7 protein-coding genes are annotated in these 26,267 nt (G+C 64.9%); all 7 read right to left on the minus strand.

Going from position 1 to position 26,267, the window contains the following annotated elements:
- The coding region (locus VFZ66_12540) for a condensation domain-containing protein (protein ID HEX6290016.1) at window positions 1–1,519 on the minus strand (1,519 nt) is incomplete at its 3' end.
- Window positions 1,520–2,019: 500 nt separating this feature from the next.
- The gene (locus VFZ66_12545; protein ID HEX6290017.1) at window positions 2,020–3,222 is read right to left on the minus strand and encodes a hypothetical protein; all 1,203 of its coding nucleotides are present in this window, start codon (window positions 3,220–3,222) and stop codon (window positions 2,020–2,022) included.
- A gap of 63 nt (window positions 3,223–3,285) precedes the next feature.
- Window positions 3,286–4,434, minus strand: coding sequence for an acyl-CoA dehydrogenase family protein (locus tag VFZ66_12550; protein ID HEX6290018.1), 1,149 nt, complete (start codon window positions 4,432–4,434; stop codon window positions 3,286–3,288).
- A gap of 106 nt (window positions 4,435–4,540) precedes the next feature.
- Complete coding sequence (locus VFZ66_12555; GenBank protein HEX6290019.1) at window positions 4,541–4,804, minus strand: acyl carrier protein; 264 nt, start codon at window positions 4,802–4,804, stop codon at window positions 4,541–4,543.
- Between the two features lie 55 nt (window positions 4,805–4,859).
- The gene (locus VFZ66_12560) at window positions 4,860–5,717 is read right to left on the minus strand and encodes a 3-hydroxyacyl-CoA dehydrogenase NAD-binding domain-containing protein (protein HEX6290020.1); all 858 of its coding nucleotides are present in this window, start codon (window positions 5,715–5,717) and stop codon (window positions 4,860–4,862) included.
- A gap of 43 nt (window positions 5,718–5,760) precedes the next feature.
- Entirely contained in the window at window positions 5,761–20,859 is a 15,099-nt protein-coding gene (locus tag VFZ66_12565; GenBank protein HEX6290021.1) for an amino acid adenylation domain-containing protein, read from the minus strand.
- Between the two features lies 1 nt (window position 20,860).
- A partial coding sequence (locus tag VFZ66_12570) for a MupA/Atu3671 family FMN-dependent luciferase-like monooxygenase (GenBank protein HEX6290022.1) occupies window positions 20,861–26,267 on the minus strand: 5,407 nt, incomplete at its 5' end.

The following is a 26,267-nucleotide window of genomic DNA, read 5'->3' on the forward strand; positions in this document are numbered from 1 at the left end:
GGGCGATGGCGTGGGGCGTGCGGGCGGCGATGGCCGCGAAGCGGGCGGGGAGGGTGGCGGCGACGGGATAGGCGGCGTGCGGCCCCTGCCAGGCGCGGAGCTGCTGGTGCTCGGCCGGCGTCAGCAGCGGCAGCGCGGCAATGCGCGGCTGCGGCGCGGCGACGATCTGCTCAAGGATCGTCTGGTAATGCCCGGCCATGCGCGCGATCGTCGCGGCGTCGAACAGATCGGTGCTGTACTCGATCCAGCCGCTCAGTCCGGCAGGCGTCTCCACGAGATCCAGCGTTAGCTCGAACTTGGCGGTCCCGTTGTGCAGCGCCTCGGCGGTCATCGTGAGATCGGGCAGCCGCACCAGCGCCTGGGATTGCTGGCGCAGCGCGAACATGACCTGGAACACGGGCGTATCGCCGAGGCCGCGCGTAAGCTGAAGATCCTCGACCAGCTTCTCGAATGGAAGATCCTGATGCTGGTACGCCGCCAGACACAAGGCCCGCACGCGCGCGAGGAGTTCGCGGAAGGTGGGATTGCCCGACAGGTCCATCCGCAGTGGCAGCGTATTGATAAAACAGCCGATCAAGCCCTCTGTCTCGGCGCGTGTACGACCCGCGACCGGCGAGCCCACAATCAGATCAGCCTGGCCCGTGTAGCGATGGAGCACAACCTGGAAGGCTGCCAGCAGCGTCATAAACAAGGTGACGCCTTCGCGGCGGCTGAGATCGTGAAGCGCTGCGTTGAGCGTCGGCGCGATCGACAGCTCGTGCTGCGCGCCCGCGCTGGCTTCGGAGGGCGGACGCGGTCGATCGGTCGGCAGCGCCAGCACTGGCAGCGGCGCATGCAACTGCTGCCGCCAGTACGCCAGCAGCGGATCGAGGACGGCAGGTTGCAGGAGATCGTGCTGCCAGCGCGCCACATCGGCATATTGAATTGGCAGCGGCGGCAGATCTGCCGGAGTATCCGTGACCGATGCCTGATACAGCGCTGCCAGCTCGCGCACAAAAATATCGAGCGACCAGCCATCGGCGATCGCGTGGTGGAGCACGACCAGCAGCGCGTGCCGATCGGGGGCGAGGCGAAACAAGACCACTCTCAGCAGCGGGCCATCACTTATGTCAAATGGCTGCTCGATCGCGGCCTGGCAGCGCTGCGCTAGCAGGGCATCACGCTCGGCTGCTGGCACGTCTTGCAGATCGACGAGCGCCGGAGCGAGCGGCTGCGGCGGCTGAATCACCTGGAATGGCTGTCCGTCAAGCGCCAGGAACGTCGTGCGCAATGCCTCATGCCGCTCAATCAGCGCCGTCAGGCTGTGCCTCAGCGCAGCAATCTGAAGCCGACCATGCAGGTGGAGCAAGCCCTGAATCGTATAGAGGGCAGGCGCCAGGTGATGCAAAAACCACAAACGCTGCTGCGCGAATGACGCAGGAAATATGTTGAAGTCCACCCCGGACTGGCGGATCTTCTGGATCAACAGGTGTCGCTTTTGGGGGGATAATGCCGCTAACCGTTTCGCCAGATCATTCATGCATTCTACCTTCGTCGCGGGATGTTACGGATCAGGCGCATTCAGCGCTGCCAGCCAAGCGAGGCATCTGAGTACATGCTTCCGCGGATCGCCTTCTCGTTGCGAGAGTCGCCGCGAAACAGCACCACCGTGCTACAACGCCGCAACTGATCGTGTTGAACGCGCCCGTGCTTCAGGAGCACGGCACGCGGACGCCTGGTGGGGAAGAACAAAGAGGTGTTCTAGCAGATCAGGAAGAAACGTATCGTCTGATGTGACTGAAGATCCCTGACAGCGCATCCCCAAAACACACTCGCAACCCTCAGACTTCGTACATTCATGGACGAGCGGAGGATCGGGAGTGTGACTTGTTGGAGCAAGCAAGTGCGCTGATTATAAGCCAGCGACCATCGATCGTCAATGTATGCCTGTCGTCTGCCGTGCCATACCAGGCGGCACGAGCACCCCCGATCGGCACGATCGCCGCGCTGCGACGCTGAGATCGCGCGTCGACCGGCCACCTATGTGGCAGCCTGGGGCAGCAGCGCCCCGGTGATCGTCGCGGGCCAGTCTCGCTCGTCTAGACCATACTGGCAAAGAAACGCGAAGACCAGCCGTTCCAGGCCAAAGCCTACGCAGCCGGTGCGCGCCCAGCCCTGCGCATCGCTGCGGATGTTGAAGTTCTCGCCGAAGAACTCCTCATGGAAGTTGAACGAGCCGACTGCGATCGTACGATCGGCAGCCACCTTCAGCCGCAGCTCGTATTTCATCTCAAGCACCTTCTGCGCCCAGATCCTGGCCGCGGTATCCTGGTTACAGAAGAACGGATCGTTCGCGACCTCACAGTAGCCGCTTAGCTGAAGCTCATCGATCAGCTCGAAGCAGTGGCGCATGAAGGTTTCGCGGCTATCGAGGACGAAATCGCGCGAGCCGATGAAGACAACCTCACGGATGGTAAAGTCCCAGAGCCGTTCGAGCGTATGGGCATAGCGCGACTCGAAGCGGAACGACTTACCGCGTGAGGTGACAACGAGATGCTGATCGGACCCAAGCTGACGGTCGCGAAAATGATGGTATGTATGGAAACACATCGTGGGCGGTAAGCAGTAGTCCAGGTTGCCGCAGAGATCGAGCGCAAAGGTGCGAACATCACCGCTTTGCTTGTAGCGATCCAGAAATGTCCGGTACACATCAATGTCGCTATGCAGGCGCGTGACAAACATCAAGAACTGCGGAAACGAGTTGAAATACCCGCAGCGATCCAAAACGTCCGTACGGATCAGCGTTGGATACTGGTATTCCTGTCCGGCGAGCACCTCAAGGGCAATCCGGCGGAGCCGCCCGTCGAAGTAGTTCATCAGCTTGATGAACGGCTCTCCCACACAGACCTGGCCCTCGCCCACTTCGGCGGCAATGCCGCGCTCGACAAGCTGCGCGTACAGATCGTCGTGGATCGACCGGCTGTGCTCGGCCTGCCAGATCACTTTTTGCTCCACAAGGCGCTGGTCGATAATATCGGTGGCAACAACCGCATTAATTTTCTCGGCGAGCTCGGCTGCCGCGATTGGCTGCGCGCAGGTGATGTCGATCGCGAGCAGCTTCTCATCGTGCTCGATCAGCTCGAAGGCGACGATCTGCTCGGAGACGAAGAACAGCCGTTTGGTCAACTCCTGGCACTGCTCACGATCCAACGGCTGATGCAGCGCGATACGATGACGAAGCATGGAGGAATCCTTTAGATGAATCGGTGGAGCCGACAGCGGCACGCGCTGGCGTGCTGCGTGTGCTCACAGGCCGAGCAAGCCCGCGATAATCTCTCGTTGTATCTCGGATGTTCCCGCGTAGAGCGTGCCCGCCACGGCATCGCGTAGCTCACGCTCGATCTCGTACTCGGTCATATAGCCACGCGCGCCATGAATCTGGATCGCGTCCAGGCTGGCCTGCACATGGCTTTCGCTGATGAACAGCTTCGCCAGCGACGCCTCCAGAAACGCCAGGCGTCCCTCGCGCTTGAGCCAGCCGATTTTATAGAGCAGCAGCTTCGCCAGCTCGATGCGCAGCTTCATATCCACCAGCTTATGGCTGATCGCCTGAAACGAGCCGATCGGCTTGCCGCCCTGCCGCCGCTGCTGGGCGTAGTCGATCGATCGATCGAGCAGGCGCTCCATCACTCCCACCTGGCTGGCAAAAAAGAAGCTGCGCTCCCACTCGATCGTTGATTGAAAGACGCTGTAGCCCATGCCTTCCGCGCCCAGCAGGCGCTCCGCCGGTACCCGGCAGTTGTCGAAGGTGAGCTGGCCCATTGGCGCAGTGCGCAGCCCCGACTTCTCCCACTCTTTCGTGAGCGATAGACCAGGCAGGTCGCGGGTGACGATGAATGCCGAGAATCCTTCCTGCACCCCACGCACCTCGTCTGTGCGCGCATAGACAATGAACACATCGCCGATCGGCGCGTTCGTGAGAAACGTCTTCGTGCCATTGAGCACATAGGCATCCCCATCGCGCGCCGCCGTGGTCCGCATGGTAAAAGCGGCAGACCCGGACTCCGGCTCCGTGAGCACCTGCCCGCCGATCAGCTCCCCGCGACACATCGGCGGCAGATAGCGCTGTTTCTGCGCCTCGGTTCCGAAATCCAGGATCGAGATCGCGCAGCTCCACAGATGGTTGTTGAGCACAAACACAAGGCCATTATCCGTACAGCCGTAGCCGAGGCCTTCGAGCGCCAGCATCGCCGTGAGTGGATCATAGCCCTGCCCGCCATACTCCACAGGAATCGTCAATCCAGGCAGACCGAAGGCGGCGCAGCGGTCCCACGCCTCCCGATCGAACTCGCCGGCGCGGTCGCGCTCGATCACGCGATCGTTGAGCTGCTCGCGGGCGAACGCGATGATCGACTCCTTGAGGATCAATTGTTCTCTGGTCCAGGCAAAGTCCATAGGATGCTCTTTCTCGCGTCATTGCGCAAAACCTTTGGCGACGAGAACCAAGAACGCGCCCTCTGGGCGCACCAAGAATCGGAAACTTGAAACGTGGTTCCCTGCGCTAGGCGGTCGGGCCGGTGCCCTGCGGCGCGAGCTTGCGATCCAGCAGCGCCATGATTGCGTTCACGCTGCGCAGGTTATCGTTGTTCAGGTCGCTCCTGGAGAGCGTGATGTGACAGGTTTTTTCGATGAACAGTACCAGCTGGACCACGAACAAGGAGGTCACGAAGCCCGTCGCGAAAATATCCTCGTTGTCCTGGAGATCATAATCCGGCATATGCCGCATCAGAAACGCGCGAATCGGCTGGCGATAGTGATCCTGCATACGAAGCTCCTGATTAAGAGAATTGCCCGAACTCAGTTCAGCCGTGACGTATGGCTTACTCGCTATAGCTGTAGAAGCCGCGTCCGCTCTTGCGACCGTACAGCCCGGCATCGACCATCTTTTTGAGCAGCGGACACGGACGGTATTTGCTATCGCCGAAGCTCTCGTACAGCACCTCGATCGACAGCAGCACAGTATCCAATCCGATCAGATCGGCGGTTTCCAGCGGCCCCATCTTATGACCGAAGCACAGCTTAAATAGCCGGTCGATCTCCTCGACCGTCGCCACCTGCTCGTGCAGCAAGAAGATCGCCTCATTCACGGTCAGCATCATGACCCGGTTGGTAACAAAGCCAGCGGCATCGTTGACCACGATCCCATCCTTACCCATCTGGGCAAGCAGCGCTTTAGCCGTGGCAATCGTCGCGTCGGAGGTGTGAAAGCCACGGATCACCTCGACCATCGGCTTGAGCGGCACCGGATTCATAAAATGCATGCCGAGCACTCGCGCAGGGCGCTTCGTGAGCGAGGCGAGTCGCGTGATCGAGATCGCCGACGTGTTGACGGCAAAGATGCAATCGTCACGGCAGATCGTGTCGATCGTCTGATAGATCGGCTGCTTAATCTCCCAGCGCTCGGTTGCATTTTCGATGACGAAATCGACGGCGCTCAGGGCGGCATAGTCGGTCGTCGGCGTGATCCGCCCAAGCACATCCTCAACCTCGATCGCCTCGCTATTGGGCTGGAAGAACACGCTAAAGCGCAGGCTTTGTTGAATCTCGTGGACCGCCTGCGCCAACGCCGACTCGACAACATCCACCAGAATCACGTGATGGTTGGTTTGGGCCAGGGCTTGCGCAACGCCGCGCCCCATAACCCCTGCGCCGATGACTCCCACAGTCGCTATGTTCATAGGTCCTCTTTGTCGGTACTGAATTCATGCTGCTCCTGGTCGATCAGGTGGCCGACTCTGCAACGGGCGCTGCTTGCAGATCCGGCGGACGGTCCCGCTGGAGCGCGGCGGCAATGAGCGCGGCACATGGCGCTTTCAGGATCGTGTAGTGGTCGGCGGGCAGCGCATGCACCACAAGACCGCCAGCCAGATCAGCCCAGCCTAAGCGCGGGTCGCCGGGGCGTACGCTGTGCGTCTCGGCGGCGACGAAGAGCGTGATCGATCCGGCGTATGGCCGTGGCACATAGCGCTGAAGCGCCAGCAGATTGCTCTTGAACACCGCGAAGAGCTGCCGCAGCGCGCTCGGCTCAAGATGCGGCGGGAGGAGTCCGCCGCGCTGCGCATGCTCCAACATCGCGCTGAACAGATCATCCTGCGTCGCAGCGCTGTCGGCCAGCTCGACCGTAGAGTCCAGCGTCAGGCCAAGATCGCGGGCAAAGCCGCCCAGCAGCATCCGATCATCGAGCGCGACCGCCGCTCCCGTGGGAGCGTCCGAGTCGATCACCACCAGCGCGGCCACGTGCTCGCCAGCAGCCCCAAGCTGCCGGGCCATCTCGAAGGCGACCACGCCGCCGAACGACCAGCCGCCCAGATGGTAGGGGCCGTGCTGCTGGATCGCTCGCAGCGCAGCGATGTAGTCGGTCGCCATCGTCTCGATGCTGGTATGGGCCAGCGCCGCATCGCTCAGACCAAGCGCCTGCAAGCCGTACAGCGGATGATCCCGACCAAGCTGTCGCGCCAGCTCAACGTAGGCCAGCACGTTGCCGCCGACCGGGTGGACGAAGAAGAAGGGCGGCTGTGTGCCATGCGGCTGGATCGGCACCACCACGGTCGGCTCACGCGCTGGCCGCTGGCGCAGGAGACTGGCGAGCTGCTCGATGGTCCTCGCCTGAAAGAGCGTCGCCAGCGGCATCTGCTGACCGAACAATCGCTGGATCTGCGCCATCAGCCGCACCGCCAGGATCGAGTCTCCGCCAAGCTCAAAGAAGCTATCGTGCAGGCCGATTGGCCGCACGTCAAGGAGATCCTCCCAGAGCTGCACCAGCCGCAGCTCGATCGTGTCGCGCGGCGCGACCACACGCGCATCGCTGCGCTGCTCCGGCGCGGGCAGGGCCGTGCGATCGAGCTTGCCGCTGGGCGTCAGCGGCAGCGCGTCAAGCACCACGAACGCGCTCGGCACCATGTACTCCGGCAGGCGCGCTCCGAGGAACGCGCGGAGTTCGGGGGGCAGGCCCTCAACCCCCCGGCCCCCCTTCCCCAAACCTCGGCAGGCTCCTGCCTCGGTTGCGGTAGGAGAGCGGAATCTTTGTTCCTCGCCCCTTTGTTCCGTTGTTCCCTTGTTCTCTTGTTCTCCCACAATGTACGCGACCAGGCTTTTCTGGCCCGCTGTATCTTCCCGCACCACGACCGCCGCCTCGCGCACGGCGGGATGGCGGCGCAGGGCGGCCTCGATCTCGCCGAGCTCGATCCGAAAGCCGCGCAGCTTCACCTGCTGGTCGGCGCGTCCGATGAACGCAAGCTGTCGATCTGCCCCAACCAGCGCCCGATCGCCGGTGCGGTAGAGCCGCGCCCCTGGGATCTGGCTGAACGGGTCGGGCACAAACTTCTCGGCGGTGAGATCGGGGCGGCCAAGGTAGCCGCGCGCGATCCCGACACCGCCCAGGTAGAGCTCACCCGCCACGCCCTCCGGCACCGGCTCCAGATCGTCATCCAGCACATACGCCGTGCGACCAGGCAGCGGCATACCAATCGGCATGGCGCTCCCGCCGTCGAGTCCTGCGCGCTCAGCCCCAACCGCTGCCAGAGTCGCGGTGATCGTTGTTTCCGTCGGGCCGTAGGCATTGAGCAGCCGAACGCCCGCGAGCGCGGTTGTCTGCCAGAGCTGCACCGCCGCTACCGGGAGTGCCTCGCCGCCGACGATCATCAGGCGCAGATGAGCGGGCGGTCGTGGATTGCCCTGCTCGAGCCAGGCGTGCAGCCATTGTTGCCAGTAGGCTGTCGGCAGGTTGACCACGCTCACCGCATCGGCCACGATCCGCTGCATCAGCTCTGCCAGGCTCCAGAGCTGATCGCCGCGCAGAATCACCGCCGCGCCCGCCACCAGCGGAGCTAGCATCTGCTCGATCGACACATCGAAGCCGAGCGCAGCAAATTGCAGCAGCCGATCCGCGTCGGAGAGGCGCAGCGTTTGGGCAAAGGCGTGCAGATGCGCGGCGGCTGCCGCGTGAGCGATGCCGACCCCTTTCGGCTGGCCGGTCGATCCCGACGTGTAGATGATATAGGCCAGCTGCTCAGGGCTGATGGTCACGGATACCGGCGTCGTCGCCAGCCGGGCGACCTCCTCGCGGATCAGATCAAGACAGATCACGGGAGCGCCGCCCTGCGACACGCTGGCCTGATAGGCCGTCGCCGTGAGCACAAGGCTGGCCTGGGCATCGTGGAGCATGAGCTGGAGCCGACTGGCGGGATAGCTCGGATCGAGCGGCAGGTACACGCCGCCCGCCTTGAGCACGGCCAGCAGCACGACGACCAGATCCGGCGAAGGCGCAAGACAGACGCCGACGCGGCTTTCCGGGCCAATGCCAGATCTTTGCAGCATATGCGCGAGCTGGTTTGCTCGGCGATCCAGCTCAGCGTAGCTCAAGGAAGCATCATCGCAGATCACGGAGACGGAATCCGGCGCGCGCTCAACCTGCGCGGCAACCAGCGCATGCACATACTGGTGCGCCGAGTCGGCGATACTGGGCGCGGACCAGCCGCACGCGGAGCTTCCGAGCAGCCGCTCATGCTCGGCCTGTGATAGCAGCGCTGCGGCGCTATAGCCGCGATCGGGCTGCGCGACGATCGTTTTGAGCAGCTTAAGGTAGAGGCCGATCAGCCGATCGGCCTGTGCCGCGCCAAGTCGTACATCATAGTCCAGCTCCAGAGAGATCTCGGTGGTGTCCACGCTCACGCTAAAGGTAACATTCAGCGCGAAGTTCGTCTTGACGAAGCCACGCTGGTCGACGACCTTCAGGCCAGGAATATGCTGAAGCTGCTGGTAGGCATGGAAGTGAACGAAGTTAAACAGCACATCGAACAAGGGCTGGCCGCTCAGGTCGCGCTGCATCTGGGCCAGAGGATAGCGCCGGAATGGAAGCAACTGCTGCTCGGCGGCGAAAGTCGCCCGGATCAGCTCGCGCCAGCTCCGCCGATCGACCGTCATCTGGAACGGGACGCTGTTCAGGAAAAGCCCAAGCAGCCGCTCGCCGTCGGGAGTCTCAGGCCGTCCGTTCGTCACCAGGCCGGTGATCACCGTGCGCTCCCCGCCGATCAGTCGCAGCACCGCGAGATGGGCCATCAGGAGCACGCTGCGCAGCGGCACGCCGATCTCGGATGCAAGCCGCCGCAGCGCCTCGGCGACCTCAGCCTCGATCAACGTCTGGCGCGGCCCGGCGTAGGGCTGTGGCGTCGCGGCCAGCGGTAGGCTCAGCGTCGGTCGCTGCCGCAGCGCCTCGGACCAAAACGCCTGCTGCTCTGCCGACTCGCGCGCCGCTCGCTCAAGAGCCACAAAGGAGCCGAAGTGTGTTTGAAGCGGCTCGACCATGAGCGGCGTGCCGTGGAGCCGCGCCATATACTGCTGGAAAAGCTCGGTCAGCAGCAGCGCCACGCTCCAGCCGTCCAGAATGGCGTGGTGAAAGCTAAAGCTGAAATGGAAGCGCTCGGCGGCGCGGCGGTGCAGATAGAAACGCGCCAGCGGCGGCTCGCTCCAGTCGAACGCTCGCCGCCGCTCCTGCTCCATCCAGGCATCCAGCGCAGCTTCCTGCGCCTGCTCGTCAAACGATCGGAGATCAGTTTCCAGCACCAGGACCGGCACCTGACGATAGACCAACTGCAACGGCTCCTGATACTGCTCGATCTCGAAGGCAGTACGGATCACTGCGTGCCGATCGACGACCTCCTGCGCCACCTGGGCAAAGACCTCCTTGTCGAACGGGCCGTGGAGCTGGTAGCTATAAATAGTGTGATAGACGCTGGCCTCAGGATGGTACTGGCTATGGAACAGCATGCCCATCTGGAGCTGTGTCAGCGGGTAGGCATCTTCGACCGAGGCGGGCAGACGGTCGCGATCGGCGCGGCTGATCAGGCTGAATGGCGCAGGCGGCAGCAGCTCCTCGCTCCGACCGGCGCGTGCCAGCGGCGCGAGCGCGGCAATCGTCTGGTGCTGGAAGATCTGCTGCACCGTCAGCATCAGGCCCGCGCGCTGAGCCGCCGCAACCACCGCAATGCTGCGGATCGAATCGCCGCCAAGCGCGAAGAAGGTATCATGAATGCCGATCGGCGTGCGGCCCAGCACCTCCTGCCAGATCGCCACCAGCGCTTGCTCGGTGGGCGTGCGCGGCGCGACAACGGCGCTGCCCGGCTCTGGCCGCACGCTGCTGGGAGCGGGCAGCGCTCGGAGATCGAGCTTGCCGTTGGGCGTGAGCGGCAGCGCATCAAGCACGACGAACGCGCTCGGCACCATGTAGGCGGGCAGACGTTCGCGGAGGAAAGAACCAAGAACCAAGAACCAAGAACCGTCCGGCTCAGCTTCTTGGTTCTCAGTTCTTAGTTCTTGGTTCTCGTTCGGCACCACGTACGCCACCAGCCGCTTCGCGCCGCGCTCCTCGCGCACCACGACCGCCGCCTCGCGCACAGCCTCATGCTGGCGCAGCACGGCCTCGATCTCGCCTGGCTCGATGCGATAGCCATGCAGCTTGATCTGCTGGTCGCTGCGGCCCAGGTACTCGATCGTTCCATCAGGCAGATAGCGCGCAAGGTCGCCCGTGCGATACAGGCGCGCGCCCGGATCGACGCCGAACGGATCGGGCACAAACGTCTCGGCGGTGAGCGCCGGGCGATTGAGATAGCCCCGCGCCAGTTGCGCGCCTCCCAGGTAGATCTCGCCAGCCACGCCGATCGGCACCGGCTCGCCGTGTGGATCAAGGATAGCGATCTGCGTGTTGGCGGTCGGACGACCGATCGGCACCATGCCGCCGCGCGGATCGTCGGGAGCGACCTCGTAGATGCAGCAGCCGACGACCGCTTCGGTCGGGCCATACTCGTTGATCAGCCGGGTGCCGGGCGCGTGCGTACGCCAGAAATCAACAGTATCGTAGCGCAGCGCCTCGCCGCCAATCACTAGCGCGCGCGTCTGGCCGTTAAGCGTGTCGTCGGCCAGCGTATGACGTAGCAGATCCAGGTGCGCGGGAGTGGCCTTGACGATGCTGTACCCTGGACCGGCGTTGAGCGCGGCGGTCAGCGATTCGACGTGTGCCGCCTGCGGCAAGAGCCACACGCTGCGGCCACAGAGCAGCGGCGTCAACAGACTGGTGACAGTGAGATCAAAGCCCAGCGATGAGTGAACCGGCGCGCCCACGCCCTCGGCCACGCGATACACATCGACCGCCCACTGGAGATAGCTGGACAGCCCGCGATGCGAAACCATCACACCCTTTGGCGCTCCCGTCGAGCCTGAGGTATAGATCACATACGCAAGCTGATCGGGATCGACCGCTGTGGATCGATCGGTGGTAGCATGCCGCGCAATCTCCGGCCAAGCCTGATCCAGACACACCGTATGGCCGTGATGTTCGGGAAGCGTCGCCAGCAGGTGCCGCTGCGTGAGCAGCACGCGGCTGCGGCTATCCGCCAGCATAAAGGCCAGCCGCTCGCGGGGATAGGCCGGATCAAGCGGCACGTACGCGCCACCGGCCTTGAGAATGCCCAGTATCCCGACCAGCACGTCCAGAGACGGATCGACGCAGAGGCCGACGCAGACCTCGCCCAGCGGGCACCCGCCGACGCCCAGCGCGCGCAAATAGTGCGCAAGCTGGTCGGCGCGTCGATCCAGGGCGGCGTAGGTCATCTGCTGATCCTCAAAGACCGCCGCGATTGCCTCAGGGGTGCGCGCGGCTTGCGCGGCGAACAGCGTCGGCAGGCACTCAGCGGCGGCGTAGCGCGGCGGCGTACGCTTCCAGGCCAGGACTTGCTGGCGCTCGGCCACATCCAGCAGCGGAAGCGCAGTGATCGGCTGCTCCGGCCTGTCGACAATGCGTTGCAGGAGCGTCTGGAAATGCCGCGCCATGCGCTCGATCGTCGCGCCGTCGAACAGATCCGTGTTGTACTCGAAGCTGGCAGCCAGGCCGTCGGTCGTCTCCGCCAGGTTGAGCGTCAGATCGAACTTGGCGATACCCGGATCGAAGGTGATCGGCTCCAGGCTCAGATCGTCCAGGTGCAGCGTCGGCAGCGGCGTATTCTGAAGCACGAACATCACCTGGAAGAGCGGGTGGTGGCTCAGGTCGCGCTCCGGATGCAGCGTTTCCATGAGCAGCTCAAAGGGCAGATCTTGATGCGCGTACGCGCCGAGCGTGGTATCCCGCACGCGCCGCAGCAGATCGACGAAGGCCGGGCTGCCGCCGAGGTCGGTGCGCAGCACCAGCGTGTTGACGAACAAGCCGATCAGCCCTTCCAGCGCGGCATGAGTCCGTCCGGCGATCGGAGAGCCGACGACGATGTCCGTTTGCCGGGTGTACCGGAAGAGCAGGGTTTGGAACGCCGCCAGCAGCGTCATGTACAGCGTCGCTCCGTGCTGATGGCCCAATTGCTTGAGGGCGTCCACGAGCGGCGGGTCAATCTGGAACCGCTCAAGCCGACCGTGGAAGGTCTGGATCGATGGGCGCGGGCGATCGGTGGGGAGCGCCAGCACGGGCGGCAGCGGGTCGAGCTGCCGTGTCCAGTAGGCCAGTTGCTCCGCCAGCCGCGCATCGCGCAGCCACGCGCGCTGCCACAGCGCGTAGTCCGCGTACTGCACCGGCAGCGGGAGCGACCCGTCGACCGAAGTATCCTGCTCCACCTGCGCTGCTCCGCTCAGGATCTCCGCGTAATGCGCCGCCACCTCGCCGATCAAGACGCCGATCGACCAGCCATCCGAGACGATATGATGCATCGTGATCAGCAGCACATACACCTCTGGCTCAAGCCGCAGCAGCGTTGTACGCAGCAGCGGACCCCGGCTAAGATCGAAGGGCTGCGCCGCCTCGGCCTGTGCTCGCGCCTGCACTTCAACCTCGCGCAGGCTGGCATTCAGATGTTGAAGATCAATGACAGTCAGGTGACACGGAGCGGGATCGCCGATGATCTGCCGGGCCTGGCCGCTGTACGTCCTGGCAAACGTCGTGCGCAGCGCCTCATGCCGGGCCACAACGGCAGTGAAGCTTGCGGCCAGCGCCACCTCGTCAAGCCGTCCGCGTAGCCGGATCGCAGCCGGAATGTTGTAGCCGGGGCTGCCGGGATTGATCTGATCGAGCAGCCAGAGCCGCTGCTGCGCGAAGGAGAGCGGCAGCTCATCCGGGCGGGGCTGTGGGGTGAGCGGCGGCAACGGCTGTGCCCAAGCGCCACCCTCGCTCCTGCGGCGGGCTATGTCGATCTGTCGCGCCAGGGTCGCAATCGTCGGCGCTTCAAAGAGCGTCCGCAGCGAAAGGTCGACCTGGAATGTTTCCCGCAACCGCGAGACGACCCGTGTTGCGAGCAGGGAATGACCGCCCAGCTCAAAGAAGTTATCATCGATGCTCACCTGAGAAACATCCAGGAGTCGCGTCCAGATTCCGGCCAGCAGTTCCTCGGTCGGCGTGCTGGGGGCGACAAACCCCGCACCTTGCGATGAGCGGCCAAGATCGGGCGCGGGCAGCGTCTTGCGGTCGAGCTTGCCGTTGGGCGTCCTCGGCAGCGCGTCAAGCACCACAAACGCGGATGGGATCATGTAGTCGGGCAGGAACGCGCCTACGTGCGCGCGCAAGGCGGCAGCACCGAGAACCGACAACCGAGAACCGGAGTCCGTGGCTGTGCTGTTCGCTGTTCCGGGTGCCCTTTGGGCCTGGCGCCCGGCGTCTTTGTTTGTCACGACGTACGCTACCAGCCGTTGATCGCCTGCTCCATCCTCGCGCGCTACCACGGCGCACTCGCGGATATGTGGATGAGACGCTAATACCGCCTCGATCTCGCCCGGCTCGATGCGGAAGCCTCGGATCTTCACCTGCTGGTCAATCCGCCCCAGGATCTCGATCGTGCCGTCGGGGAGCCAGCGGCCAAGATCGCCGGTGCGAACCATGATCTGCCCATCCTCGAACGGACACGACACGAAGCGCTCCGCCGTGAGATCCGGGCGGTACAGGTAGCCGCGCGACACGCTCGCGCCCGCAACGCAGACCTCGCCCGCAATCCCGACCGGCTGCGGCTGGTGGTGCTGGTCGAGGATGTAGATCCGGTTGTTCTGCAAGGGCTTCCCGACCGTGATCGGCTGCCCAAGATCATGCGCGCGAATGATTCCCAGCGCGTTGATGTCGCTGATCTCGGTCAGACCGTAGATGTTGACGACCTCAACCTGCGGCCCAAGCTGGCCGAAGACCGCCTCCAGCAAGCGCTGTTCGAGCTTCTCGCCGCCGATCAGCAGATAGCGCAGCGCGTTCGGCGGCTGCTCCGGGGCGACCTCGTTCAGCACCGCGTGCAGATACGACGGCACAGAATCCAACAAATGGAGCTGGTGGTCGTCGAGGTAGCGCAGCAGGGCGCGGCTGTCGAGTTTGACCGGATCGGGGATGATGTGTAGCGTCCGCCCAAAGATCAGCGTCGGGAAGATCTGGTTGACCGAAATGTCGAAGCTGATCGAGGTGATCAGCCCGGTGTGCTGCACTTGCGGATCGGCGAAGTAGGCGCGCAGGCCGTGGACGAGGTTGATCAGGCCGCGCTGCGTGACCATCACGCCCTTTGGTCGTCCGGTCGAGCCCGACGTGAAGATCAGGTAGGCCAGGTGATCGGGCAAGACCACGCGCGCCGGGTTAGTGGTCGGCTGATCGGACAGCAGCGGCCAGTCGACATCCAGGCGGAAGACCTGCGCCGGATGCTCCGGTAAACGTTCGACCAGCGCGGCCTGGGTCAGGAGCACCGGGGAGCGGCTGTGCGACAGCATGTACTGAAGGCGCTCCTGGGGATAGGCCGGATCGAGCGGCAGGTACGCGCCGCCCGCCTTGAGGATCGCCAGCATGCCGACGATCATCTCCAGCGAGCGCTCGACACACAGCGCGACCAGCACATCGGGACCGACGCCCTGCGCCCGCAGGTAGTGCGCGAGCTGATTCGCCCGCGTGTTCAGCTCGGCATACGTCAGCGCCGCGCCCGCGAAGACGATCGCGGGTACGTCGGGCGTGCGCACCGCCTGCGCCTCGATCAGCGTATGCACGGCGGCAGCGCGCGGATACTCGGCCTCGGAGCGGTTCCAGTCGACAACCATCTGCTGACGCTCGGCAGCCGGGACGATCGAAAGATCGCTCAGACGACCGTGCGGGTCAGCGAGCAGCGCTTCCAGCAGCGTTTGAAACTGCCCCGCCATACGCGCGATCGTCGCGGCCTCGAACAGATCAGTGTTGTACTCGAAGATACCGACCAGCCGATCGGCTCGCTCGGTGAGCGCCAGCATCAGATCGAACTGGGCAATGCCCTGATCGAACTCGACCGGCGTCATCGTTAGCTCGGTCGACTCCAGCACGGTGAACGGCGTATTTTGCAGCGCACACATAACCTGGACCAGCGGGGTGTAGCTCAGATCGCGCTCCAGGCGCAGCTCTTCAACCAATCGCTCAAAGGGCAGATCTTGATGCGCGTACGCGCCGAGCGTGGTGTCGCGCACGCGCTGGAGCAGATCGACGAAGGCCGGGTTGCCGCCGAGGTCGGTGCGCAGCACGAGCGTGTTGACGAAAAAGCCGATCAGCCCTTCCAGCTCCGGGCGGCTCCGTCCGGCGATCGGCGCACCGACCACGAGGTCGTGCTGTCCGGTCCAGCGCTGAAGCAGCACCAGGAACGCCGCCAGCAGTGTCATGTAGAGGGTAACACCCTGGCGCTGGCTGAGCTGCTTGAGCTCGCCGGTTAGCGCCGCGTCCAGCGCTATGGGATAGTGCCGTCCGGCATGGGTTTTGATCGGCGGACGCGGGCGATCGGTGGGGAGCGCCAGCACAGGCGGCAGCGGGTCGAGCTGCCGTGTCCAGTAGGCCAGTTGCTCCGCCAGCCGCGCATCGCGCAGCCACGCGCGCTGCCACAGCGCGTAGTCCGCGTACTGCACCGGCAGCGCCGGTAGCCGGGATTGCTCTGGATGCTCATCGGCGCGAAACAGCTCATACAGGCGAAGCAGCTCTCGGACGAACACGCCCATCGACCAGCCATCCGAGATGATATGGTGCATAACCAGATAGACAACGTGCTCCTCGGCGCTCAGCCGCACCAGGCCGACGCGAAGGAGTGGGCCGGAGCGCAGATCGAAGGGCTGGCGCGCTGTTTCCACGATGATCGGCTGAAGGGCGTTTTGCTGAGCCGTGGCCGACAGCCCGCTCAGATCATGCTGGATCAGCGTGATCGCCTGAGCGGGAGCAATCTGCTGCTGCGGCTGATCCTCCAGATCGGGACCGCCTACGACGAAGGTGGTGCGCAGCGTTTCGTGCCGCTCAACGATCGTCTGGATGGAGCGCGCCAGCACAGCCACGTCCAGCGGGCCGCTGACTCGCACCGCAAAGGGCATGTTGTACGAGACATCATGCGGATCGATCTGGTGCAGTAGCCAGAGCCGCTGCTGCGCGAACGAGAGCGGCAGCGGCTGGTCGCGCGGCGCAGGCGGTATTGTCTCCGGCTCCGCCGCAGGAGCCAGCGCGACGGCGATCTGCTCCGACAGCCTGGCAACCGTCGGCGCGACAAACAGGCTGTTCAGTGGCAGCTCGACGCGCAGCCGCTCGTGCAGCCGTCCGAGCAGACGTGTCGCCAGGAGCGAGTGACCGCCGAGCTCAAAAAAATCATCGTAGACGCCGATCGGTGAAATGCCCAGCAATTCCTCCCAGATCGCGACAATCATCGCTTCCGTGGCATTGCGCGGCGCGACGTAGCCGGCGGAAAGCTCCGGTCGGGCATGGGCAATCTCAACCGCCTGTGCAGCCGTGCCGGACGACGCCGCGCCTGGGGTATCATCTTGAGGCGGTGAAACCAGGACCAGGCCGATCGAGCCGTGCCGCAGGATACGATCAAACACGGCGATGTGCTCGGCCATAGACCGGCCCGGCGTGGTATCGTCGGGCGCGTCCCAGTAGATGCTGAGCCAGGCTGTCGAGCTGCTCCCCTGCTGCCGGACGAACGCATCCAGCACGGCGCTGCCGATCGCGGCGCTGAGCCCTTGCCCGCCCAGGCGATCGGCAAGCGGCGCGCAGACCACGACGGTATCGAGCGCAAGACCGGCGCAGAGCTGCGCGACGACGGTCAGCTCCGCCAGCATCCTGCGCCAGAGGGTGTGGTTGAGCTGGCGCTCCTGGCTGTCAGCGCCCGAATGCGCGCCGTAGAGCCAGCCATCCAGCCGACCATAGCGCTGCTCGGCCTGAGCAAGCGCCGCCTGCATCTGTTCCGGATCGGCCTGGTCCGCCAGCAGTACCACAGCGGCCCGACGCTCGATCAGCGGGGAAAGCTGCTGGAGCATCGCGCCATCGGCCACACTCGGCGGCACAACCAGCGCAACCCGCGCGCTCCAGCGCTGGACGAGGCCCTCCACAAATTCCGCGCCGATCTGCTCCACGTCGCCGGTCAGCAGGTAGACGCCACCCTGCCGCAAGCCGCCCGCTCCATCGCTCAGATCGTCGAGCGCAGCAGGCTCGTAGCTCAGGAGCCAGCGCTTCCCACCACGGTAAGCGACCGCCGAAGTCGTGGGCTGCATCAGCTCGCCGAGCAGCAGGCGAGCCTGGCGTTGCAGCGCGCGAGCCTCCGGCGCTACCGCTGCGATGTCGATGGTGCGTGCCTGGATGCGTGGGTAGGCGGCATTGAGCCCGGCGCACAGGCCGTGAAGCCCGGCGCTGGCCGGATCGATCGATGTCTCGCCGAGGATGTCATGGAGCTGAGTCGTGACAACTGCCAGCCGCACCGGATCGGACGGCGCGCGCTCAGCGAGCCGCTGCGCGAACCGGTGGAGATGGTCGAGCGCGCTATCCAGCGCTGCGGGCTGCGCGTTCCAGAAATAGATGATCGAGGCTGGCGGAGGAGCAGAGTCGAGCCACGCGCGCGTATCAGCCGACGACATGCTGTGGACGGTCTGGCCCTGGCTGCTCAGCGACTCGATCAGCGCCCGACTCAGCGGCAGCGATTCGGAATCAGGATCAGCCACGACCAGCCAGGGGGCGGCTTGATCGGAAGCCAGCGCCGATGCCCGCAGCTCAGACGGCAGCGCCTCGCGCCAGAATGGAACGGAAACCCAGTCCGTCGGCGCAGCAGCCTGGTCGGGCGCGAGCGGCAGCGTCCACGGCTGATCGGCGCGCGGCGGGTCCAGCCAGTAGCGCTGGCGCTCGAAGGGATACGTCGGCAGCGCGAGCCGTTGTCGCCGCTCGTCGCGGTACAAGGCCGCCCAATCGACGGGCACACCGGCCAGCCAGAGCTTGCCGAACGTGCTCAAGATCATCGCTCGGTCGGGCATCGGATCATTGGATGTCCGCAGCGTCGGCAGCGCGAGCCGCTGGTCAGTCTTGCGCTGCTTGGGCTGCTGCCGGGCCATGCTGCTGAGCGACTGTCCCGGCCCGACTTCGATCAGAATCCGCCCCGGCTCGCTCCAGAGCAGCCGAACGCCATCGGCAAACCGCACCGTCTGCCGCAGATGCCGCGCCCAGTAGCGCGGGCTGGTCGCTTCCTCGGCGGTGATCCAGGTGCCGGTCACGTTCGAGACGAATGGAATCTCCGGCGCTTGCAGCGGCATGCCGCGCAGCATATGGACAAACCGTTCGAGGATCGGCTCCATCAGATGCGAGTGGAAGGCATGCGACGCTGACAGGCGGCGGCAGCCGATCCCCTCGTCGTAGAGCTGCTGCTCCAGCGCATCGACCGCAGCCTGATCGCCCGCGACAACACAGACGAGCGGACTGTTGACCGCCGCCAGCGCGAGATCCGGCCCCAGATAGGGCTGAAGATCGTGCTCCGAGAGCATCACCGTGAGCATGGCAGCGCCGGGCAACGACTGGATCAGCCGGGCGCGCGCGGCGACCACGCGCAGCGCATCAGGCAGCGCGAAGACACCGGCGAGCGTCGCGGCGACGTACTCGCCCAGGCTATGGCCGATCAGCGCCTGCGGCTCGACGCCCCAGGCGATCCACTGCTGCGCCAGCGCGTACTCCAGCGCGAAGAGGATCGGCTGCGCCAGATCGGTACGGTTGAGCCGCAGGGCCGCCGTGTCGATCGGTGTCGGCTCGCGGTTGAGGAGCTGGCTTACATCAAATGGCTGAGCGGCAGCGCCGGGCGTGCTCGTGGGCAGCTTCGGCTGAGCAGCCGTGCCGCGCGGATACAGAACCTCGCGCAGGTCGAGCCCCAGCTCAGGCTTGAGCAGCGCCGCGCAGCGATCGATCGTCTCGCGAAAGACCGGCGCGGCCTGGTAGAGCTCAAGGCCCATGTCGAGATAGTGATCGCCCAGGCCGGCAAACATAAAGGCGATCGGCAGGCGGCGGGCTTCGCTCACCTGCTGCACCAGCCGGGCTGGATCGCGGGATGTCAGCGCATCGATCGCATCGGCGGTATCGCGGCAGACCAGCATTTGACGATGGTCGAAGGACCGCCGCCCGACCTGAAGCGTATAGGCGACGTCGGCCAGATTGGCGGCGGGATGCTCGCGGAGGTAGGCCAGCAGTTGCTCGCCGGCGCTGTGCAGCGCGGTGGCGGTCCTGGCCGAGATCACAAGCACCTGCCAGGGCCGCGCCGGGTCCGATGGCTCGATCGGCGGCGCTTCTTCGAGGATCACATGCGCGTTGGTGCCGCCGACGCCGAAGGAGCTCACGCCAGCGCGGCGCGGCGCGTCGTCGGCCTCCCATGCGCGCAGCTCCGTATTGACATAGAAGGGCGTGCTGGGAAAATCGATCGCCGGATTGGGCTGCGCGCAGTTCAGGCTTGGCGGAATCTGCCGATGTTTGAGCGCGAGGATCGCCTTGATCAGCCCCGTAACGCCCGCCGCCGAGTCGAGATGGCCGACGTTGGTTTTGACCGAGCCGATCGCGCAGAAGCCGGTCGCCTCGGTGTTGACGCGAAAGGCCTGAGTCAGCGCGGCGATCTCGATCGGATCGCCCAGCGGCGTGCCCGCGCCGTGCGTCTCGATGTAGCCGATCGTCCTCGGATCGACATCGGCGACGATCTGCGCAGCCAGAATCACCCCGGCCTGGCCGTCCACGCTGGGCGCGGTGTAGCCCACCTTGCTCGATCCATCGTTGTTGATCGCCGAGCCTTTGATCACGGCATAGATCTGATCGCCGTCGTTCAGCGCTTCCTCCAGCCGCTTGAGCACGACGATACCAAGGCCGTTGCCGGTGAAGGTGCCCTGCGCATCGGCGTCGAAGGCGCGGCAGTGACCGTCGGGCGAGAACAGGCCGCCCTCCTGGTAGACATAGCCGCTCCTCTGGGGGACGTTGACCGCCACGCCGCCGACCAGCACCATATCGCTCTGGTAGTCCAGCAAGCTCTGACAGGCCAGATGCGTCGCGACCAGCGAGCTGGAGCAGGCCGTGACGACGGTCATGCTCGGCCCGCGCAGGTTCAGCTTGTAGGAGACGCGCGTCGGCAGGAAATCGCGGTCGTTGGCGATGCGCAGCGCCAGAGCGCCCATCGACTCAACGAGCGGTCGGTTCGGCAGCAGATTCGCGAGCAGATAGGTGCTCATCTGCGTGCTGGCAAACACCCCGATCGAGCCGTCGTAGGTGTTCGGATCGTAGCCCGCATCTTCCAGCGCTTCCCAGGCCGCCTCCAGAAACAGCCGATGCTGCGGGTCCATCATCTCGGCCTCGCGCGGATTGAAGCCGAAGAAGGCCGCGTCGAACTGCTCGATAGCGTCGAGGACCGCCGCCGCGTTGACATACTTGAGCGTGCTCGTGGTGGACGGCGGCGACTCGATCTCGTCATCCGCCAGCCAGGTCAGCGACTCAACGCCGCCGCAGAGATTTTCCCAGAATTGCCTGATATTCCTGGCTCCTGGGAAGCGCCCGGCCATTCCAATGATCGCGATGCCGTCGAGATCGGGCTGCGTTGCTGCGTCGCTCATGCTATGAGTTACTCCTGCGCATGGACCGTTTTTGCTGGCGGGCCTGCTTTTGTCGCTCGGCTTGTTGGCGAACTTTGTCCATCGCGGACGCGGCTGGCTGCTGCGTGGGCGCTGCGCTCAGATGTTGGGCCAGCACGTTGATCGTCGGATACTGGAAGAGTTCAACCAAAGAGACATCGCGGTCGAGCGCGGCGCGCAGCTTTGTGCGCGCCTGAACGAGCAGCAGCGACGTGCCGCCCAGCTCGAAAAAGTTATCGTGGATGCCCACATGGTCGAGCTGAAGCAACTCCTGCCACACTGCGGCGATGCGCTGCTCCAGATCGTTGCGCGGCGCGACATAGCGCACTGCCAGCGCGGGACGGCTGACGCTCGGCTCAGGCAGCGCTCTGCGATCGAGCTTGCCGTTGGCCGTGAGCGGCAGCGCCGAAAGCGTGACAAACGTCGTCGGGATCATATACTCCGGCAGGCGGGCCGTCAGAAACTCGCGGAGATCGCTCGTCGACAGCGACATGTCGCCATGCCCGTTGCGATCCTGCGCGGCCTGAAGCGGCGCGCGGCTGGCGTAGACCATATAGATATACACACCGGGCTGTCGCTCGTCGGGCGGAATCACCACAAAATCATCGACCATCAGATGGAACTCGTGCTGTTCGAGCAGCGCGACGATCTGCGCCAGATTCTCGCGGGTATCGACTTCGAGCACGATCTGCTTGATTTTGGCCCAATCTTCATCGCGCAGACCGCGCAGCACGTCCACCTCGGCGCGCTCCACATCGATCTTCAGCAGATCGATCTGCGCGACATCGCACTCCTGAATCATCTCAGACAGCGTCCGCAGCTCGCAGGTATACGTCTCGCTCTGGAACTGCATCTCCAGGATCTCGTCCAGCTCAGCCTCGCCGAGGGTTGGATCGATCTGATGGGCGCTGGTATAGCCGCGATCGTTGAGGATGATCGCCTTAGTGGTGAGCTTATCCTGATCCAGATCGGCGTAGCGCCCGGAGACGCCAGCCATGGCCGGGTAGAACGTGAACGTCGCCGTCTCGCGCTGCGCGCCGAGGCCCACAGGAAACGCCTGGACGTTCAAGCCGTAGAGCGCCACGTTAAGCTGCAAGGCGGCGAAGGTCGGCGGGATCGGCTCGAAGGCGTAGATGCTGATGTCAGGGCGGCGCTGGCTGGCGAAGAGCGAGAAAAAACCGACGTTCGCGCCGACATCAAAGACGCAGCCGCCGGGCGGGATCTGAATGCCGTATTTGAGATAGCTCCCCTCTTCGATGACTTCGCGGTAGCCAGTCGACGCCTGAAGATCGCTGAAGTGGACGATCGGCATGCCGTTTGGCAGCATGAACGTCGCTCGTCCGTTCAGCAGCCGCGCCTGCTCGTCTGGGCTGAGCACCGGCGTGAGCGGCGCGACGGTCGGCTCCGACGGGACAAGGTAGGCGACCAGCCGCTGCTCCTCGTCGGCGCGGGCGATCACCGCCGCCTGCTGAATCGCGGGATGCTCAAGCAGCGCGGCCTCGATCTCGCCCGGCTCGATGCGGTAGCCGCGCAGCTTGACCTGCTGATCGCTGCGACCGAGGAAGTCGATCGCGCCGTCGGCGCGGTAGCGCGCCAGATCGCCCGTGCGGTAGAGCCGCGCGCCCGCGACCGCACCGAACGGATCGGGGAGGAAGCGCTCGGCGGTCAGCGCGGGACGATTGAGGTAGCCGCGCACAACGCCCAGGCCGCCGATGTAGATCTCGCCCGGCACGCCGATCGGCACCGGCTGGAGCCGCTGGTCGAGGATATAGATCTGAGTATTGGCGATTGGCCGTCCCAGCGGGATGCTCCCGTTGATCGTCTCGACGCGATGAGTCGTCGACCAGATCGTCGTCTCGGTCGGCCCGTACATGTTGTAGAGATCGGCGGCGAGTTGATCCCGCACCTGCGTTGCCAGATCGACCGGCAGCGCCTCGCCGCCGAGCAAGAGCATACGCACGGATTGCCAGGCGGCCAGGCTTTCATGATCGGACAGCAGCATGCGGGCCTGCGATGGCGTACACTGAAGGTGCGTCACCTGATGGCGTGCGAGCTGCGCGGGCAGCGAGTCATCCAGCCGGTCGGCAGGTGACGCGGGGTTGCTCCGCTGGCGCAGCTCGTCGAGCCGTTGCAGACTATCCAGCACCGTCGCGGTATCAACGCCGAAGTCGATCAGACAGGCAACCTCATCTACACCGCTCGCCTTCAGCCGATGGATCTGCCGCATGCAGCTCTCAGGCGTGCCGAACAGGCCGCTCGTCTCGAAATAGCGATCGAAAGCCTGGTCGAGCAGATACTCCATGTCGGCGGCGGAAAAGTGCTCCGCGCGCATATCCAGGCCCAGGCTGCGCGCCAGCTGGTCAAGGAGATCGAGCGAATCCCGCAGGTAGCCACGGAACGGCTCGCGCACGATGGAGCGGACGGCAGCGAGATCGTCGCCGACAAAGGTATGAATCATCAGCGTGACATGCCCGCTGCCGACGTGCCCGGCCTCGCGCCATGCCCGGCGATAGAGCGCGATCTTTTCCGCCAGCTCCTCCACGCTCTGGCCGAGCAGGTGAGTCAGCACGTTGGCTCCGATCTCGCCCGCGATACGAAAGGTTTCAGGATTGCTCGCTGCCGTTAGCCACACCGGCAGATCCGGCTGGATGGGACGCGGCAAGATACTCACCTGGACGGGATTGCCAGCGCCGCCCTGAAACGGCATCGTCTCGCCGCGCCAGAGCTTGCGTACCGTCGCGATGCCATCCAGCATGGCCTGCTTGCGGTCGGCGTAGCGCTCAGGCGCAAAAACGAAATCGTCGGCATGCCAGCCCGACGCGAAGGACATACCGATGCGACCGCGCGATAGATTATCGACGATGGCCCACTCCTCGGCCACCCGGATCGGGTTGTGGAGCGGCAGGACGACGCTGCCTGCGCGGATCTGGATGCGCCGGGTCAAGGTCGCCAGCGCCGCGCTCATCACCGAGGGATTCGGATACAGGCCGCCGAAGGTATGAAAATGCCGTTCGGGAGTCCAGACCGCCGTGAAGCCGTGCTGGTCGGCGAACTGCGCGCCCTCAAGGAGCAGACGGTAGATGTCGGCGTCGGCGTGGTTGGCGCTGGCGAAGTAGAACAGGCTGAAATCGATCGGCCTAGTTTCCAGCACGCGAGACGACATCTGCGCCTCGAATGTCTGGCTGCGCTCGTCGTGCAGGACCACCTTGAAGCCACGCGCGAGCGTCCAGAGCAGCTCCAGCACGGAGATGTCGAACGAGACGCTGGTAAGCGCCAGCCAGGTACCTGGCGCGTCTGCGCCGATGCGCTGGTCCATGCCCGCAAAGAAGTTGACGACGTTGCGATGCGTCACCAGCACGCCTTTCGGTCGTCCCGTCGAGCCGGAGGTGTAGATCACATAGGCCAGGTGATCGGGCGTGACAGCGCTCCCCGACACATCTCCAGCCGACGGCAGCCAGGGATCGGCGTCGAGGCAGATGATCTGCGCCTCGGTCTGGCCGAGCCTGGCCTGAAGCTGTGTCGTCGTCAGCACGACCATCGCGTGCGCGTCCTGAAGCATGAAGTGCAGCCGCTCCTGCGGATAGGTCGGGTCGAGCGGCAGGTAGCAGCCGCCCGCCTGGAGCACGGCCAGCAGCGCGACGACCAGATCCGGTGTGCGCGGCAGGCAGATCCCAACCCGCGTATCCGGCCCGACGCCGGATGCCTGGAGCAGCGCCGCCAGCCGAGCGGCCCGCGACGACAGCTCGGCGTAGCTCAGCGTGGCTGCCTCATGGACCAGCGCGACCGCATCGGGCGTGCGCGCGGCCTGAGCGACAATCAGCTCATGGATGCAGGCGTCGGGCAGCGGCAGGCTCGTTGCATTCCAGCTATGTAGCAGCGTGTGCCGCTCGGCGGCGCTCAGCAACGGCAGGCGGCTCAGCCGCCGGGTAGGATCGGCGACGATCGCCCGGAGCAGCGTCTCATAATGCCCGACCAGCCGCGCGATCGTCGCGGCCTCATAGAGATCGCAGTTGTACTCGACAAAGCCCTCAATACCGTCGCCCGTCTCGCTGAGGCTCAGCGTCAGCTCAAACTCGGCAGTATCGGTCGCGATCGGCAGCGGCTCGATCTCGACATCCGCCAGCGCGGGCATGACGGCGGGCGCGTCCTGCCAGAAGAAGGCCACCTGGAAGAGTGGGCTGCGGCTGAGATCGCGTGTCGGCTGGACCGCATCGACAACCTGCTCAAAGGGTACGTCCTGGTTCGCGTAGGCCTGCAAGCAGACCTCACGCACGCGCGCCAGCAGCTCGTCCAGCCGAGGATCGCCGCTCACGTCGGTCCGCAGCACCAGGATATTGATCAGCAGCCCGATCAGGCTCTCAGTCTCGCGCTGGCTGCGGCTGGCAACCGGCGTGCCAACCAGGATGTCGGTCTGGCCGCTGTAGCGGTGGAGCAAGACGTTGAACGCCGTCAGCAGGGTCATGAACAGCGAAGCGTCGTGCCGACGACTGAGCGCATGCAGCGCGGCGGTCGTCGTCGGATCGGTCCGCACCGGCAGTTGAGCACCCCGGAAGGTTTGGAGCGGCGGTCGCGGATAGTCGAGCGGCAGCTCCAGCGGCGGCGCGGGGGTGCCAGGCCCAGAGGGCACTCCGCCCAACTGCTGCCGCCAGTAGGCAAGCTGCTCGGCATGGATGGTCGTGTGGATCGCGCTGCGCTGCCAGACTGCGAAATCGGCATACTGCACCGGCAGTTCGGGAAGCAGCGAGGGCTGGCCGCTGGAGAACGCTTCGTACAGCGTAGCCAGCTCACGAACAAACACCGTGATCGACCAGCCATCGGCGATCAGATGATGCAGCGCGAGCACCAGGATATGCTCACGGGGAGCCTGGCGGAGCAGCGTAAGACGCAGCAGCGGCCCCGTGGCGAGATTAAACGGCGCGCGCAGCTCGGCAGTGATAGACCGCTCCAATTCGCTCGGCGCGCTGTCATACGGCAGATCGATCAGTCGCAGCGGCAGGGACCGCGCTGGCGAAATCACCTGCACCGGGCCGCTTTCATCGACCACAAAGGTGGTACGAAGCGTCTCATGCCGCTGGATCAGCAGATTGAAGCTCTGCTCCAGCGCAGCGACGTCGAGCGCTCCCCTGAGCCGTAGCACCGTGGACATGGTGTACGGTGAGGTGGTCGTGTCGAGCTGTTCGACGAACCACAGGCGCTCCTGAGCAAACGAGAGCGGCAGCGGGCCGTCGCGCGCCACCCGTGCGATCGGTGGCAGGCGGCGGCGCTCGCTCGGCGCCATCGCCTGATCAACCAGCAGCGCCAGCTCGGCGAGCGTCGGCGTCTCGAACACGCTCCGCAGCGCCAGCTCCCCGCCACCCGCCTCCCGCAGCCGCGAGATGACCTGCATCACC

This window comes from Herpetosiphonaceae bacterium, assembly GCA_036374795.1.
GTDB lineage: Bacteria > Chloroflexota > Chloroflexia > Chloroflexales > Kallotenuaceae > LB3-1.